Below are 14969 nucleotides of genomic sequence, written 5' to 3'. Positions count from 1 at the left end.
GGCAAGTATAGGGAGCGGTGCGGAGGAACTCAACGTGACGCTGACAATCGATGAGATAGGTTTTGTCTATCAATCGTTATTTAAAAGCGCTTTCCAGAATAGCGTTTTCTGAAAAAAGCGCAATCTTTTACAGTTCGCGTTTTTTCGCCTGCGCCATCATCTGCGGGTAGAAGCGCCAGAACTGCTCCTCCAGCCGGTCGTAGTGGGTATCCAGATCCTGCCAGGAATCGCGCAGGGCATCCAGCCGCGGACGGCGGCTGGCCATCCCGTTCAGCACGCGCTGAATAAACTCCATATCCCGATAGCGTTCAAGCCAGCGCTCAGACCAAAGGTATTCGTTGAGATTGACAAAACGCGGCGGAGAATCGGGCAAAATAAACGTGACCTGGGCGTGGGCGTAGCGGACAAACTCCGGCAGCGGCAGTTCGGGCGACAGCTGCGCCCAGTGGCGTGACAAGAAATGGTCCCACATCACGTCCAGGGTGATGGGCGCGACCCGGCGCGTTTCGGGGCGAAACCACCCTTTGGCTTCGGCGACTTCGGGCAGGTTATCCGTCAGTACATCGATCCGCCGGTGCATAAAGATGCCCTCTACGACGTCAGCCGGCCATTCGCCGGCGGGGTCGCCGCGAACGAAATCGGCCAGTAAATTACCGGAAAGGGAGCTGTCAGCGAGATGGGCAAGGTGCAGGTGTGCGAGAAAATTCATGCGATTCGTTATCCGGATACGGCTAGTTGTTGCAGCGAAGAGGTGTGAGCACTAGACTAAGCCGCCTGTTTTTAAGTCATGAGTATATGCCATGCGCGTCGCCGATTTCTCCTTTGAATTACCCGAATCCCTGATTGCCCACTATCCCATGCCCGAGCGCAGCAGCTGCCGCTTGCTGTCATTAGACGGGCCGACGGGCGCGCTGACGCACGGTACTTTCACCGATTTACTCGACAAGCTCAACCCAGGCGACCTGCTGGTTTTTAATAATACCCGCGTGATCCCGGCCCGCCTGTTTGGCCGTAAAGCCAGCGGCGGCAAGATTGAGGTGCTGGTCGAGCGTATGCTCGATGATAAACGTATTCTGGCACATATTCGCGCGTCTAAAGCGCCGAAACCCGGCGCCGAGCTGCTGCTTGGCGACGATGAGAGCATTAAAGCAACGATGGTTGCACGCCACGACGCGCTGTTTGAAGTGGCTTTCGACGACGCGCGCAGCGTACTGGATATTCTCAACGCTATCGGCCATATGCCGCTGCCGCCGTACATTGAGCGTCCGGACGAAGAGGCCGACCGCGAGCTGTATCAGACCGTATATAGCGAAAAACCGGGCGCCGTGGCTGCGCCCACCGCCGGCCTGCACTTTGACGAGCCGCTGCTGGCGAAGCTGCGCGAAAAAGGCGTTGAGATGGCGTTTGTTACGCTACACGTCGGAGCGGGGACCTTCCAGCCAGTGCGCGTAGACAGCATTGAAGACCACATTATGCACTCTGAATATGCGGAAGTGCCGCAGGAGGTGGTCGATGCGGTGCTGGCGGCAAAAGCGCGCGGGAACCGGGTGATTGCGGTCGGGACGACCTCGGTGCGTTCGCTGGAAAGCGCGGCGCAGGCGGCGAAAAACGATCTGATTGAGCCCTTCTTCGGCGATACGCAGATTTTTATCTATCCGGGCTATCAGTACAAAGTCATTGATGCGCTGGTGACCAACTTCCATCTGCCTGAATCCACGCTGATTATGCTGGTTTCCGCGTTTGCCGGCTATCAGCACACCATGAACGCCTATAAGGCTGCGGTAGAACAAAAATATCGCTTTTTTAGCTACGGGGACGCGATGTTTATCACGTACAATCCGCAGGCTATTTTTGAACGTGTCGGGGAATAAGTCCGCGATGCGCGTGTTTAACGTCAGACTGTTTTTCTGACGCAGGAGTGATAATGAAATTTGAGTTAGATACTACCGATGGTCGCGCGCGTCGCGGCCGTCTTTTGTTTGAGCGCGGCGTCGTTGAAACGCCAGCGTTTATGCCGGTCGGCACCTACGGTACCGTAAAAGGAATGACGCCGGAGGAAGTTGAAGCGACCGGCGCGCAAATCATCCTCGGCAATACCTTCCACCTGTGGCTGCGTCCGGGCCAGGAAATTATGAAGCTGCACGGCGACCTGCACGACTTTATGCAGTGGAAAGGGCCGATCCTCACTGATTCCGGCGGCTTCCAGGTCTTCAGCCTCGGCGATATTCGCAAGATCACCGAACAGGGCGTGCATTTCCGCAATCCGATCAACGGCGATCCGATTTTCCTCGATCCGGAAAAATCGATGGAGATTCAGTACGATCTCGGTTCCGATATCGTGATGATCTTCGATGAATGCACGCCATACCCGGCGGACTGGGATTACGCTAAGCGTTCGATGGAAATGTCCCTGCGCTGGGCGAAGCGCAGCCGCGACCGTTTTGACGGTCTGGGCAATAAAAATGCGCTGTTTGGCATTATTCAGGGCAGCGTTTACGAAGATTTACGTGATATCTCTGTTAAAGGTCTGGTAGAGATTGGCTTTGATGGCTACGCTGTCGGCGGTTTGGCTGTCGGCGAGCCGAAAGAAGATATGCACCGTATACTGGAGCACGTCTGCCCGCAGATCCCGGCCGACAAGCCGCGATACCTGATGGGCGTCGGTAAGCCGGAAGATCTGGTCGAAGGGGTGCGCCGCGGGATCGATATGTTCGACTGCGTCATGCCGACGCGCAATGCGCGCAATGGCCACCTGTTCGTCACCGACGGCGTGGTGAAAATCCGCAACGCGAAGCACAAGAGCGATACTTCGCCGCTGGATGCAGAATGTGATTGCTACACCTGTCGCAACTATTCACGCGCTTACTTGCATCATCTGGACCGTTGCAACGAAATATTGGGCGCGCGCCTCAATACCATTCATAACCTTCGTTACTATCAGCGCTTAATGGCTGGTTTACGCAAGGCTATTGAAGAGGGTAAATTAGAGAGCTTCGTGACCGATTTTTACCAACGTCAGGGTCGAACCGTTCCACCTTTGAACGTTGACTAATTTTAATAATGAGGGAATTTCAATGAGCTTTTTTATTTCTGATGCGGTAGCAGCAACCGGTGGCGCGGCGCAGGGTAGCCCGATGTCTCTGATCCTGATGCTGGTGGTGTTTGGTCTGATTTTTTACTTCATGATCCTGCGCCCACAGCAGAAACGCACCAAGGAACATAAAAACCTGATGAACTCCATTGCCAAAGGCGATGAAGTACTGACCAACGGCGGCCTGGTTGGGCGCGTCACTAAAGTCGCGGAAAGCGGTTACATCGCTATCGCGCTGAACGATACCACTGAAGTGGTTATCAAACGTGACTTCGTAGCTGCCGTTCTGCCGAAAGGCACCATGAAGGCGCTGTAATTACCCATTTTCCCTAAGGGAACTGCCGTGTTAAACCGTTATCCTTTGTGGAAGTACGTCATGCTGGTCGTCGTTATTGTCGTCGGCTTAGTGTATGCGCTTCCCAACCTGTATGGTGAGGATCCGGCTGTTCAAATCACTGGCGCGCGCGGCGTCGCCGCCAGTGAGCAAACGCTGATCCAGGTCCAGAAAACACTACAAGAAGAAAAAATTACCGCGAAGTCTGTGGCACTGGAAGAGGGCGCAATTCTTGCGCGCTTCGACACCACTGATATCCAGCTGCGCGCGCGCGAAGCGCTGATGGGCGTGCTGGGTGACAAATACGTCGTGGCGCTTAACCTTGCTCCGGCAACCCCGCGCTGGCTGGCGGCCCTTTATGCCGAGCCGATGAAGCTGGGTCTTGATCTGCGCGGCGGCGTGCACTTCCTGATGGAAGTCGACATGGATACCGCGCTGGGCAAACTGCAGGAACAAAATATCGACAGCCTGCGCAGCGAACTGCGTGATAAAGGCATTCCTTACGCGACCGTGCGTAAAGAAGACAACTACGGCCTGAGCATCGCTTTCCGCGACAGCGCCGCGCGCGACCAGGCTATCTCCTACCTTAGCCCTCGTCACCGCGATCTGGTTATCTCCACTCAGGGCAGCACTGGCCTGAAAGCCGTGATGACCGACGACCGTCTGAAAGAAGCTCGCGAATATGCCGTTCAGCAGAACATCAATATCCTGCGTAACCGTGTAAACCAGCTGGGCGTTGCCGAACCTCTGGTTCAGCGTCAGGGCGCCGACCGTATTGTGGTTGAACTGCCGGGTATCCAGGACACCGCGCGTGCGAAAGAGATTCTCGGCGCGACCGCGACCCTGGAATTCCGTCTGGTTAACACCAACGTTGATAGCGCCGCGGCGGCCTCCGGTCGCGTTCCGGGCGACTCGGAAGTGAAATATACCCGCGAAGGCCAGCCGGTTGTGCTGTACAAGCGCGTCATCCTCACCGGTGACCACATCACCGACTCGACGTCGAGCATGGATGAGTACAACCAGGCGCAGGTTAACATCTCCCTGGATAGCGCTGGCGGCAACATCATGTCTAACTTCACCAAGGACAACATCGGTAAACCGATGGCGACCCTGTTTGTGGAGTACAAAGACAGCGGTAAGAAAGATGCCAATGGTCGTGCGATTCTGGCGAAAGAGGAAGAGGTGATTAACATCGCCAACATCCAGTCTCGTCTGGGTAACAGCTTCCGTATTACCGGCATCAGCAACCCGACCGAAGCGCGCCAGCTCTCCCTGCTGCTGCGTGCAGGCGCGCTGATTGCGCCGATTCAGATTGTTGAAGAACGGACCATCGGTCCAACCCTCGGTATGCAGAACATCAAGCAGGGCCTGGAAGCGTGTCTGGCCGGTCTGGTGGTCTCCATCCTGTTTATGATCTTCTTCTACAAGAAGTTCGGCCTGATTGCGACCTCTGCGCTGGTGGCTAACCTGGTGCTGATTGTCGGCATTATGTCCCTGATTCCGGGGGCGACGCTGACCATGCCGGGGATTGCGGGGATCGTCTTAACCCTTGCGGTGGCGGTCGATGCGAACGTTCTGATTAACGAACGTATTAAAGAAGAGCTGAGCAACGGGCGTTCCGTGCAGCAGGCGATTGACGAAGGTTATCGCGGCGCGTTCAGCTCCATCTTTGATGCCAACATTACGACGCTTATCAAAGTCATTATCCTGTACGCGGTCGGTACCGGTGCCATTAAAGGGTTTGCGATTACCACCGGTATCGGTATTGCGACCTCAATGTTTACCGCTATCGTCGGCACCCGTGCCATCGTGAACCTGCTGTACGGCGGCAAGCGCGTTAAAAAGCTGTCTATCTGAGGAGTGCGTTGTGGCACAGGAATATACTGTTGAACAATTGAACCACGGCCGTAAAGTCTGGGACTTTATGCGCTGGGACTACTGGGCTTTCGGCATTTCAGGTTTTCTGCTGATTTTGTCCATCGCTATTATTGGCGTGCGCGGGTTTAACTGGGGTCTGGATTTCACCGGGGGTACGGTGATTGAGATTACCCTCGAAAAACCTGTCGATATGGACCAGGTGCGCCAGTCGCTGCAGAAGGCGGGCTTTGAAGAGCCGCAGTTGCAAAACTTCGGTAGCAGCCGCGACATCATGGTGCGTATGCCGCCGGTGCATGACGCCAACGGCAGCCAGGAGCTGGGCAGCAAGGTCGTTACCGTCATTAACGAATCAACCAGCCAGAACGCGACGGTCAAGCGTATTGAGTTTGTGGGTCCGAGCGTTGGCGCCGATCTTGCGCAGACCGGCGCGCTGGCGCTGATCGCCGCGCTGGTGTGTATCCTGATCTACGTCGGTTTCCGCTTTGAGTGGCGTCTGGCGGCTGGGGTGGTTATCGCGCTGGCGCACGACGTGGTGATCACCATGGGCGTGCTGTCGTTACTGCATATCGAGATTGACCTGACCATCGTGGCCTCGTTGATGTCGGTGATCGGCTACTCGCTGAACGACAGTATCGTGGTATCTGACCGTATTCGTGAAAACTTCCGTAAGATTCGCCGCGGTACGCCGTACGAAATCTTTAACGTGTCGTTGACGCAGACGCTGCACCGTACCTTGATCACCTCCGGGACGACCTTGATGGTTATCCTGATGCTGTATCTCTTCGGCGGGCCGATTCTGGAAGGCTTCTCGTTGACCATGCTGATCGGTGTCTCCATCGGTACGGCTTCTTCTATCTACGTCGCGTCCGCGCTGGCGCTGAAGCTGGGCATGAAGCGTGAGCACATGCTGCAGCAGAAAGTCGAGAAAGAAGGGGCGGATCAGCCGTCAATTCTGCCGTAAGGCATTGGCGTGTTGATAAACGAATCCCGGTCGCAAGGCCGGGATTTTTTTATTACAGCCGCTCGGATTTTGGTTACTCTCCGGTATCAGCGTTAAATGACATGGAGAAATGCCGATGGCTGTCGTAACTCTTTCCACCGTTCCTCAACCCCCTCTCTGGCGCGATGTGCCTTCCGTTACCCTCGATGACGACACGCTGCGGCAGCGCAAAGCCAAAGTACTGGCGAAGATGCTGCAGCGCGGCTTAGACACGCTTATCGTCTATGCCGATAAAGAGCACGGCGGCAATTTTGAGTATCTCACCGGCTTTATTCCCCGTTTCGAAGAGGCGCTGCTGGTGCTGCATCGGGACGGCGAGGCGGTGCTGGTGCTGGGCAACGAGAATCTCAAGCTCGCAGGCTATGCCCGGCTGGAAAACCGGGTCATTCACGCTCCGTGGTTTTCGCTGCCTAATCAGCCGATGGATACCCGCAAAACCCTGGCTCAGTTGCTCCAGGAGGCCGGCGTCGCCGCGGGAAAAAGTATCGGCCTGGCGGGCTGGAAGCTCTTTACCGGCGCGGCTGATGACCGCTCGCAGATGTTCGATCTGCCGGCATTTATCGTTGACGCTCTTCGCCAGACCGCCGGGCCGCAGGCGAAATTAAGCAATGCCACCGGTATTTTTATCGATCCGGCAGAGGGGGCGCGAATCACTAATAATGCCAACGAGCTGGCGCATTATGAGTACGGCGCTAATCTGGCTTCTACCGCGATTTTGACCGCGCTTAACGCCATTGCGCCGGGTAAAACGGAAAAGCAAATCGGCGCGCTGCTGGCGGCGGAAGGGCAGCCTAATAGCGTGGTGATGATTGCCGCCACCGGCGATCGCTTTGCCTGGGCGAATCTCTATCCGGGCGATAAGGTCATTCAGCGCGGAGATAAATTCTCGCTGACCACCAGCTTCAAAGGTGGCCTGAGCAGCCGCGCCGCTTACGTGGTGGCCGATGAGCGCGAGCTGGCGCCGGAAGTCGCCGATTATCTTGAGGTGGTGGCGAAGCCCTACTTTAAGGCGGTGGTTAACTGGCTGGAAAATCTGCGCATTGGCATGCGCGGCGGCGATATGTATGCGCTGATAGAACAGGTGTTGCCGAAGGCGGAATATCACTGGCACCTCAATCCCGGGCATCTGGTCGCGGATGAAGAGTGGCTCTGTTCGCCCATTGGCCCCAATTCAGCCGCCACCCTGCAAAGCGGGATGATATTGCAGATCGACATCATTCCTTCCCGCGCGGGCTACGGCGGCGCAAGCATTGAAGATACCGTGGCGCTTGCCGATGGCCCTTTGCGTCAGGCGCTGGCGCAGCGCTACCCTCAGCTCTGGCAGCGTATTGTCGCCCGCCGCTTGTACATCGGCGAGCAGCTTGGCATTGTGCTGCCTGAAGAGGTGTTGCCTTTTTCCAGTACCGTGGGGTATCTGCGCCCGTGGCTGCTGAGCCGCGAGCGCGCGCTGGTGTGCGCACCCTACTGACACAATGCTGTCAGTAGGCCTGTCATACACTCCTCCTGAACCCAAACAATGGACAGGAGGATGTATGAACAACGTAATTAACTGGTTTGAGATTCCGGTGGTGGAGATGGATCGTGCCGTGGCGTTTTACGAGCCGGTGATGCAAGTGACGCTGCGTCGGGAAAAAATGGATTGCATCGAAATGGCCGTTTTTCCGTATGAGGACCCGGCTCCCGGCGGCGCGCTGGCAAAGTTCGATGGCGTTAAGCCCTCCGATCAGGGATGTATTATCTATCTGCATACTGACAATCTGGCGGCCACGCTCGATCGCGTCAACTCGGCGGGCGGAAGCTGCGTGTTTGGCACCCTTGAGCTGGCGGACGATATCGGCACGATTGCCCTTTTTATTGATAGCGAGGGTAATCGGATTGGCCTTCACCAACCTGCGTAAATGAGACAACAGAAATGAGCCGACGCGCCGACCGCCTTTTTCAAATCGTTCAGATCCTGCGCGGTAGGAGATTAACGACCGCCGGACTGCTGGCCGAGCGGCTTGGCGTATCGGAGCGCACGATCTACCGCGACATTCGCGATCTTTCGCTCTCCGGCGTCCCGGTTGAGGGGGAGGCCGGAAGCGGCTACCGGCTGCTGGCGGGCTACGACCTACCGCCGCTGATGCTGACAACCCAGGAATCGGAAGCGCTGGTAGCCGCTATTCGGCTGCTGCAAACCTGGGGCGGCGCGTCGCTATCCCTGGCGCTGGAATCGGCGCAGGAAAAAGTGCTGGCCATTTTGCCTGCCGAGAGCCGGCGCAAGGCAGAGCAGTCGCGGCTGTTTGCTCCCGACTTTGGCGCTCAGGGCTATCGCAAAGATCAATTTGATTTAGTGCATCGGGCAGTTTCCGCCCAGCAGGCGCTGGCGCTGCACTATCGCGATGAAGCGGGAAAGGTATCGCAGCGTGAAGTGCTGCCGCTGGGGCTATTTTTCTGGGGCGAGCGCTGGCTGCTGGTGACCTGGTGCGAGCTGCGGGAAGATTATCGCTGTTTTCGCCTCGACCGCTGCCTGGAAATTTCCGCAACCGGGCGTCATTTTAGCGAACGAGCCGATCGCTCATTGAGTGATTTTTTACGTAAGGTGAGATGCGAAGAGCGCTAGCTTTTTATACTTTCCCCGGCGTATTCGCCGGGGAAAATTCGCGCCGATTAGAAGTTGTAACCAACCACGAAGTAACCACCCCAGCCGGTCGAGCGAACGTTAAAGTCGCCGTCGCCGAAGTTCAGCTTCGCGTCGTCAGCCCACTGGCCGCCGTTGTGGAAGTAACGCGCCACGACGGAGTAGTGCCAGTGATCGTAGTTCAGCGCCAGGATATGGCTGGAAGCAATGGAGTTGCTGGTGCGTGAATGCTTACCGTTCAAATCATAAGAGTTGTCATCGCCCAGATCGGAGCCCCAGTCAAAGTTGGTGAAGCCGATATAGCTCAGTGAACCGCCCCACAGGTCGGTCAGCGGCACAAAGTATTTTACTTTGAAGCGGTAGCCGTCCCACTCGTTCTCGTTAGACGCGCCATAGTTTTGCCACTGGTATTTCGCATAGACGTTCAGCGACAGGCTCATCGGCAGGCCGGTATCGATATCGGTACCCAGACCCATATACCAGGTGCTCTGACGACCGGACTTGTTGCGGCCCATGTCGTAGATGTAGTTGTTGGCGAAATACCACTCTTTAAACGGGCCGAAGCTGAGGTCGGTACCGGTCAGTTTGTCGATAGAGAAGCGCGGCTCAATTTCCATAAACAGCGGCGAACCGTGGTTCCAGATGCCTTTCGCGTTGGTGTTACCGCCGAAGAAGACCGGCGCATCCATATAGCCATAGAAATCAAACCAGTCTTTCTTGGCGAACGCTTCATATTCCAGATAAGTATCGTTACGGATCTGTGGCCCAAAACGAGTGTGGTAGCTACCCACCACGTTCACACTCTGGTGCCACCAATCAGACAGATATTGCGGTTTGTCGTTTTCTGCCGCGCTGGCAGAGAAAGATGCGGAGAGCGCCAGAGCTGCGCCGGCGGCCAGTAATGTTTTTTTCATAATGATGCCACTGTTTAAATTAAGCCTGAAGGCGTTAAAAGAAGCGCCGAAGCGTTTCTAAATATTTCGTATTTCTGTGGCGTCTATTATAGGAATCATTGCTCACAAAAATATGTGTTGTTTCACATAACGAACATTAACGTAATCGATTGCGTTCACGATTTTATGCATTTCTTGACGGAATGCCACTGAAATTCATAAATCCTGTCAATTTTTAGTGAACTGAATGGAAAATCTGTAAGTGGATTGGCGCGAGAGGGGAAGCCGGATGTTCGCGACACCCGGCAGAAGGGAGTTACGGCAGGTTTGCGGGCTGGATATCGTGGATGCGGACAAAGCCAACCTGCTCGGGCGTTACGCCATTCAGGCGCAGCGGAATATCGACATCGCTCGGCGCCAGAACGCTTGCCGTGGCGCTAATTAGCTGATTTTGCACGTTAACTTCCTGATAGCTCTCAGTGGTGCCGCTGATCTGCCCCGAGGCCACCGTCGCACTAAAGGCCGGCAGCGGATCGTTTGATTCACCCTGGATGCGCAGCGTCAGGCGGGTACCGTCGCCATCCTGAGTGATATTGAGCAGAGACATGCGCAGGGTACCGATCTGGCTTTTCAGGCGGGCCGGCGTTTTCGCGGCCGGCAGCAGATAAACGCCGCTGCTCGATTTCGCATTCAGCACGTTTTGCTGGGTGATTTTGACCGTCTGCTGATTGAGTTGGGTCATCTCTTTGCTCAGCGTGCTCACGCTCTGGTTCATCTGGCGGATTTCGCTTTGCTGCGCGCAGGCGCTGAGGGTGAAAATGCTACCCACAATGGCCAGTTTTAAATAACGTCTTGTCATAGTTGGGATTCCGTTAACAGAGGATGCTTAATGGTAGATCGTTCGGATAATCGCACTATAGATCCTTTGTCTCAAAAGCTCTTTCTTTGTTGTCGGGTCACTTCGCGGTAAACTACCCGTTAGTTTAACTACATGTCAGGACGCGCCATGCATTGCCCTTTCTGTTTCGCCGTAGATACCAAAGTTATCGACTCTCGTCTGGTGGGCGAGGGCTCTTCCGTGCGTCGTCGTCGTCAGTGTCTGGTCTGTAATGAACGCTTTACGACGTTTGAAGTGGCGGAACTGGTGATGCCGCGGGTCGTAAAAAGTAACGACGTGCGCGAGCCTTTTAATGAGGACAAACTGCGCAGCGGAATGCTGAAAGCGCTGGAGAAGCGTCCGGTCAGCTCGGACGACGTCGAGATGGCGCTTAACCACATAAAAACCCATCTGCGCGGGACCGGCGAGCGCGAAGTGCCGAGTAAAATGATCGGCAACCTGGTGATGGAGCAGCTGAAAAAGCTCGATAAAGTCGCCTACATCCGCTTTGCTTCCGTCTACCGCAGCTTCGAAGATATCAAAGAGTTCGGCGAAGAGATCGCCCGCTTACAGGACTGAGCCCATGCAGGACGAAATGTACATGGCGCGAGCGCTGAAGCTGGCCGCGCGCGGACGCTTCACCACTCACCCCAATCCGAATGTCGGCTGCGTGATCGTTAAAGATGGCGAGATCGTCGGCGAAGGTTTTCACTATCGCGCCGGCGAACCGCACGCGGAAGTGCACGCGCTGCGCATGGCGGGCGAAAAAGCGCAAGGCGCGACGGCGTACGTCACGCTGGAACCCTGTAGCCATCACGGTCGTACGCCGCCGTGCTGCGAAGCGCTGATTGCCGCGGGAGTAAGCCGTGTGGTAGCGGCGATGCAGGACCCGAACCCGCAGGTCGCGGGGCGTGGTTTGTACCGTTTACAGCAGGAAGGGGTAGACGTCAGCCATGGGCTGATGATGAATGAAGCCGAAGCGCTGAATAAAGGCTTTCTTAAACGCATGCGCACCGGCTTTCCTTATATCCAGTTAAAAATGGGCGCATCGCTGGATGGGCGTACGGCGATGGCCAGCGGGGAGAGCCAGTGGATCACCTCGCCGCAGGCGCGGCGCGATGTGCAGCGCCTGCGCGCGCAAAGCCACGCCATCCTGACCAGTAGCGCGACGGTGCTGGCGGATGACCCGGCGCTAACCGTACGCTGGGACGAGCTCAACGCCGACACTCAGGCGCTGTACCCGCAGGAAAACCTGCGTCAGCCTCTACGCATCGTTATCGATAGTCGGAATCGCGTCACCCCGCAGCATCGCATCGTGGAGCAGGCAGGTGAAACGCTATTTGCCCGTACCCGAGAAGATGAACGCCAGTGGCCGGAGAGCGTACGCACGCTGCTGGTGCCGGAGCATAACGGTCGCTTGGATCTGGTTGTACTGATGATGCTGCTGGGCAAACAGCAAATGAATACGATTTGGGTGGAAGCAGGCCCCGCCCTTGCCGGCGCGCTGCTCGAGGCCGGGCTGGTGGACGAGCTTATCGTCTATATTGCGCCTAAACTGTTAGGCAGCGATGCGCGCGGATTATGTGTACTGCCGGGGCTTGAGAAACTTGAGCAAGCACCCCATTTCAAATTCAATGAGATACGTCATGTAGGCCCGGATATTTGCCTGCATTTAGTGAACGCTTGATTTCCCCGGACAAAAGGGAAAGCAGTGCGCCGATTATTATGATAGAATCCGCCCCCCTTGCGGGGCCAAATGAACTGAACCCGAAGGAAGAGTATGAACATTATTGAAGCTAACGTTGCTACCCCGGACGCTCGCGTCGCCATCACCATTGCGCGTTTCAACAACTTTATCAACGACAGCCTGCTGGATGGCGCGATTGACGCCCTGAAGCGTATTGGCCAGGTCAAAGATGAAAACATTACCGTTGTTTGGGTTCCAGGCGCGTATGAGCTGCCGCTGGCGGCTGACGCACTGGCGAAAACCGGTAAGTATGACGCGGTGATCGCGCTGGGTACCGTTATCCGTGGCGGCACTGCGCACTTTGAATATGTGGCTGGCGGTGCAAGCAATGGCCTGGCGCACGTCGCTCAGGACAGCGGAATCCCGGTAGCCTTCGGTGTTCTGACCACAGAAAGTATTGAACAAGCCATCGAACGCGCTGGCACCAAAGCCGGTAACAAAGGCGCTGAAGCAGCGCTGACCGCGCTGGAAATGATTAACGTATTGAAAGCCATCAAGGCCTGATTTTTGTAAGGGGAATTCCGTGAAACCTGCTGCTCGTCGCCGCGCCCGTGAGTGTGCTGTCCAGGCGCTTTACTCCTGGCAGTTGTCCAAAAACGACATCGCTGATGTCGAATACCAGTTCCTGGCGGAACAGGATGTGAAAGATGTAGACGTTCTGTATTTCCGCGAACTGCTGTCCGGAGTGGCGACTAACAGCGCGTATCTCGACGGCCTGATGAAGCCGTATCTTTCTCGTCTGCTGGACGAGCTGGGTCAGGTGGAAAAAGCGGTGTTGCGTATCGCACTGTTTGAGCTGTCAAAGCGTAGCGATGTACCGTACAAAGTTGCGATTAACGAAGCCATCGAACTGGCGAAAACCTTTGGCGCTGAAGATAGCCATAAGTTTGTCAACGGCGTGCTGGACAAAGCTGCCCCGGTAATTCGTCCCAACAAAAAGTAAACTCCAGGGCCGGTTTTTGTAGAGTCTCACTCTTGCAAACCGGCCTTATTCTTTTCTTTTTCTGAGGCATAACGTATGGCATGCGGCGAATTTTCCCTGATTGCCCGTTATTTTGATCGCGTAAAAAGCGCTCGTCTTGATGTTGAAACCGGCATTGGCGACGACTGCGCGCTCCTGAACATCCCCGAGAAAAAAACGCTGGCAATCAGCACCGACACCCTGGTGGCGGGAAACCATTTTTTACCCGATATCGACCCTGCCGACCTCGCTTATAAAGCGCTGGCGGTCAACCTGAGCGACCTGGCGGCAATGGGCGCTGAACCGGCGTGGTTAACCCTGGCCCTGACCTTGCCGGAAGCGGACGAAGCCTGGCTTGAAGCCTTTAGCGACAGCCTGTTTGTGCAGCTCAACTATTATGATATGCAGCTCATTGGCGGCGATACCACACGCGGACCGCTGTCGATGACGCTGGGTATCCACGGCTTTGTGCCGACGGGACGCGGCCTGAAGCGTTCCGGGGCGAAGCCGGGAGACTGGATTTACGTCACCGGCACGCCCGGCGATAGCGCCGCGGGTCTGGCGATTTTGCAGGATCGGCTGCAGGTTGAAGATGACGCCGACGCGGATTATCTCCTGGCGCGTCATCTGCGTCCGCTACCGCGGGTTCTGCAGGGGCAGGCGCTGCGCGATTTAGCGAATTCCGCCATCGATCTCTCCGACGGCCTGATTTCCGACCTGGGGCATATTCTTGACGCCAGCGGCTGCGGCGCGCGCGTCGATCTCGATGCGATGCCGTTCTCGGATGCGATGCTGCGCCAGGTTGAGACGGAACAGGCGCTGCGCTGGGCGCTCTCCGGCGGTGAAGATTATGAGCTGTGCTTTACCGTGCCTGAACTCAATCGCGGGGCGCTGGACGTGGCCCTTGGCAATCTCGGCGCGCGCTTTACCTGTATTGGACAGATACTTCCGCAATCGGAAGGTCTGCAGTTCATGCGGGAAGGTAAGCCCGTTACGTTCGATTTTAAGGGATACGATCATTTTGGCGCGGAGTAGAGATGCGGCGAAAAGCCGCCTGAAGATAAGCAATCCCTGGCATCTGCTGGCAACGGGCTTCGGCAGCGGCCTTAGCCCGGTAGTTCCCGGCACAATGGGGTCGCTGGCGTCGATCCCCTTCTGGTATCTGCTGACGTTACTCCCCTGGCAGCTCTATTCGCTGGCGGTGATGATGAGCATCTGCATTGGCGTCTATATTTGCCACCGTACGGCGAAAGATATGGGCACCCACGATCACGGCAGCATCGTCTGGGATGAGTTCGTTGGGATGTGGATTACCCTGATGGCTTTACCGACGATGGACTGGCAGTGGGTCGCCGCCGGCTTTGTGATTTTTCGCATCTTTGATATGTGGAAGCCGTGGCCTATCCGCTGGTTCGACCGCAATATTCACGGCGGGATGGGGATCATGGTCGACGATATCGTCGCCGGGGTGATTTCCGCCGGGGTGCTGTACGTGATTGGCCACCACTGGCCGATCGGTCTTTTCTAAATAAAATCCGGCCCGCCCCTGGGAAATCGAGCAGGCAGGC

General features: G+C 56.2%; 17 protein-coding genes. 14 read left to right on the top strand and 3 right to left on the bottom strand.

Translation table 11 applies throughout. The features are described from left to right. Positions 1–127 precede the first annotated feature (127 nt). Positions 128–709 (bottom strand): ACP phosphodiesterase, encoded by a 582-nt coding sequence (gene acpH, locus K7H21_RS21965; RefSeq protein WP_004129663.1) that lies wholly within the window; start codon positions 707–709, stop codon positions 128–130. A gap of 91 nt (positions 710–800) precedes the next feature. On the opposite strand from acpH, the gene queA reads away from it, so the two are divergent. The 8 genes from queA to K7H21_RS21925 all read left to right on the top strand — a co-directional run bounded on the left by queA (position 801) and on the right by K7H21_RS21925 (position 8905). Then, positions 801–1871, top strand: a complete 1071-nt coding sequence (gene queA, locus K7H21_RS21960) for a tRNA preQ1(34) S-adenosylmethionine ribosyltransferase-isomerase QueA (protein WP_004129664.1) — start codon at positions 801–803, stop codon at positions 1869–1871. Positions 1872–1924: 53 nt separating this feature from the next. Then, the gene (tgt, locus tag K7H21_RS21955; RefSeq protein ID WP_087828315.1) at positions 1925–3052 is read left to right on the top strand and encodes a tRNA guanosine(34) transglycosylase Tgt; all 1128 of its coding nucleotides are present in this window, start codon (positions 1925–1927) and stop codon (positions 3050–3052) included. A 22-nt stretch (positions 3053–3074) separates the two neighbouring features. Beyond that, on the top strand, positions 3075–3407 hold the full coding sequence (yajC, locus tag K7H21_RS21950) for a preprotein translocase subunit YajC (protein ID WP_004099423.1): 333 nt from the start codon (positions 3075–3077) through the stop codon (positions 3405–3407). 27 nt (positions 3408–3434) lie between these two features. After that, positions 3435–5282: a protein translocase subunit SecD gene (secD, locus tag K7H21_RS21945; protein WP_071532289.1), complete on the top strand. Its 1848-nt coding sequence runs from the start codon at positions 3435–3437 to the stop codon at positions 5280–5282. A gap of 10 nt (positions 5283–5292) precedes the next feature. After that, positions 5293–6264 carry a protein translocase subunit SecF gene (gene secF, locus K7H21_RS21940; protein ID WP_004129671.1) on the top strand — a complete coding sequence of 324 codons (972 nt, stop codon included), beginning with the start codon at positions 5293–5295 and terminating at the stop codon, positions 6262–6264. Positions 6265–6379: 115 nt separating this feature from the next. After that, the gene (locus tag K7H21_RS21935; RefSeq protein ID WP_004129673.1) at positions 6380–7771 is read left to right on the top strand and encodes a M24 family metallopeptidase; all 1392 of its coding nucleotides are present in this window, start codon (positions 6380–6382) and stop codon (positions 7769–7771) included. 64 nt (positions 7772–7835) lie between these two features. Beyond that, positions 7836–8201 (top strand): VOC family protein, encoded by a 366-nt coding sequence (locus K7H21_RS21930; RefSeq protein ID WP_223035363.1) that lies wholly within the window; start codon positions 7836–7838, stop codon positions 8199–8201. A gap of 14 nt (positions 8202–8215) precedes the next feature. Continuing rightward, complete coding sequence (locus tag K7H21_RS21925; RefSeq protein ID WP_049123112.1) at positions 8216–8905, top strand: helix-turn-helix transcriptional regulator; 690 nt, start codon at positions 8216–8218, stop codon at positions 8903–8905. 47 nt (positions 8906–8952) lie between these two features. Here the strand turns inward: K7H21_RS21925 and K7H21_RS21920 are convergent, their stop codons facing one another. Together K7H21_RS21920 and K7H21_RS21915 are read right to left on the bottom strand one after the other, a co-directional pair. After that, positions 8953–9837: a nucleoside-specific channel-forming protein Tsx gene (locus K7H21_RS21920; RefSeq protein WP_004129680.1), complete on the bottom strand. Its 885-nt coding sequence runs from the start codon at positions 9835–9837 to the stop codon at positions 8953–8955. Between the two features lie 295 nt (positions 9838–10132). Beyond that, positions 10133–10675 carry a SadB/YajI family lipoprotein gene (locus tag K7H21_RS21915; protein ID WP_223035362.1) on the bottom strand — a complete coding sequence of 181 codons (543 nt, stop codon included), beginning with the start codon at positions 10673–10675 and terminating at the stop codon, positions 10133–10135. A 147-nt stretch (positions 10676–10822) separates the two neighbouring features. On the opposite strand from K7H21_RS21915, the gene nrdR reads away from it, so the two are divergent. The 6 genes from nrdR to pgpA all read left to right on the top strand — a co-directional run bounded on the left by nrdR (position 10823) and on the right by pgpA (position 14929). Then, entirely contained in the window at positions 10823–11272 is a 450-nt protein-coding gene (gene nrdR, locus K7H21_RS21910; protein ID WP_004099449.1) for a transcriptional regulator NrdR, read from the top strand. A gap of 4 nt (positions 11273–11276) precedes the next feature. Continuing rightward, a complete protein-coding gene (ribD, locus tag K7H21_RS21905) occupies positions 11277–12380 on the top strand; it encodes a bifunctional diaminohydroxyphosphoribosylaminopyrimidine deaminase/5-amino-6-(5-phosphoribosylamino)uracil reductase RibD (protein ID WP_223035361.1) in 1104 nt (367 codons plus the stop codon). 93 nt (positions 12381–12473) lie between these two features. Further along, on the top strand, positions 12474–12944 hold the full coding sequence (ribH, locus tag K7H21_RS21900; RefSeq protein ID WP_004129690.1) for a 6,7-dimethyl-8-ribityllumazine synthase: 471 nt from the start codon (positions 12474–12476) through the stop codon (positions 12942–12944). Positions 12945–12963: 19 nt separating this feature from the next. Beyond that, positions 12964–13383 (top strand): transcription antitermination factor NusB, encoded by a 420-nt coding sequence (nusB, locus tag K7H21_RS21895; protein WP_004099457.1) that lies wholly within the window; start codon positions 12964–12966, stop codon positions 13381–13383. Between the two features lie 75 nt (positions 13384–13458). Further along, entirely contained in the window at positions 13459–14436 is a 978-nt protein-coding gene (thiL, locus tag K7H21_RS21890) for a thiamine-phosphate kinase (RefSeq protein ID WP_223035360.1), read from the top strand. Then, positions 14423–14929 (top strand): phosphatidylglycerophosphatase A, encoded by a 507-nt coding sequence (gene pgpA / locus K7H21_RS21885; RefSeq protein WP_223035359.1) that lies wholly within the window; start codon positions 14423–14425, stop codon positions 14927–14929. The genes thiL and pgpA overlap by 14 nt, the downstream gene beginning before the upstream one ends. The last annotated feature ends 40 nt before the right edge of the window (positions 14930–14969 follow it).

It is taken from the genome of Klebsiella sp. CTHL.F3a (assembly GCF_019890895.1).
Lineage (GTDB): Bacteria > Pseudomonadota > Gammaproteobacteria > Enterobacterales > Enterobacteriaceae > Klebsiella > Klebsiella grimontii.
The sequence above is the reverse complement of the archived record's forward strand: the minus strand, read 5'-3'. Positions and strand labels throughout refer to the sequence as shown.

Bases quoted from the DNA above. Each gene is read 5' to 3' on its own strand.
- acpH (WP_004129663.1), bottom strand. From the start codon at position 709: ATGAATTTTCTCGCACACCTGCACCTTGCCCATCTCGCTGACAGCTCC.
- queA (WP_004129664.1), top strand. From the start codon at position 801: ATGCGCGTCGCCGATTTCTCCTTTGAATTACCCGAATCCCTGATTGCC.
- tgt (WP_087828315.1), top strand. From the start codon at position 1,925: ATGAAATTTGAGTTAGATACTACCGATGGTCGCGCGCGTCGCGGCCGT.
- yajC (WP_004099423.1), top strand. From the start codon at position 3,075: ATGAGCTTTTTTATTTCTGATGCGGTAGCAGCAACCGGTGGCGCGGCG.
- K7H21_RS21935 (WP_004129673.1), top strand. From the start codon at position 6,380: ATGGCTGTCGTAACTCTTTCCACCGTTCCTCAACCCCCTCTCTGGCGC.
- K7H21_RS21930 (WP_223035363.1), top strand. From the start codon at position 7,836: ATGAACAACGTAATTAACTGGTTTGAGATTCCGGTGGTGGAGATGGAT.
- K7H21_RS21925 (WP_049123112.1), top strand. From the start codon at position 8,216: ATGAGCCGACGCGCCGACCGCCTTTTTCAAATCGTTCAGATCCTGCGC.
- K7H21_RS21920 (WP_004129680.1), bottom strand. From the start codon at position 9,837: ATGAAAAAAACATTACTGGCCGCCGGCGCAGCTCTGGCGCTCTCCGCA.
- K7H21_RS21915 (WP_223035362.1), bottom strand. From the start codon at position 10,675: ATGACAAGACGTTATTTAAAACTGGCCATTGTGGGTAGCATTTTCACC.
- nrdR (WP_004099449.1), top strand. From the start codon at position 10,823: ATGCATTGCCCTTTCTGTTTCGCCGTAGATACCAAAGTTATCGACTCT.
- ribD (WP_223035361.1), top strand. From the start codon at position 11,277: ATGCAGGACGAAATGTACATGGCGCGAGCGCTGAAGCTGGCCGCGCGC.
- ribH (WP_004129690.1), top strand. From the start codon at position 12,474: ATGAACATTATTGAAGCTAACGTTGCTACCCCGGACGCTCGCGTCGCC.
- thiL (WP_223035360.1), top strand. From the start codon at position 13,459: ATGGCATGCGGCGAATTTTCCCTGATTGCCCGTTATTTTGATCGCGTA.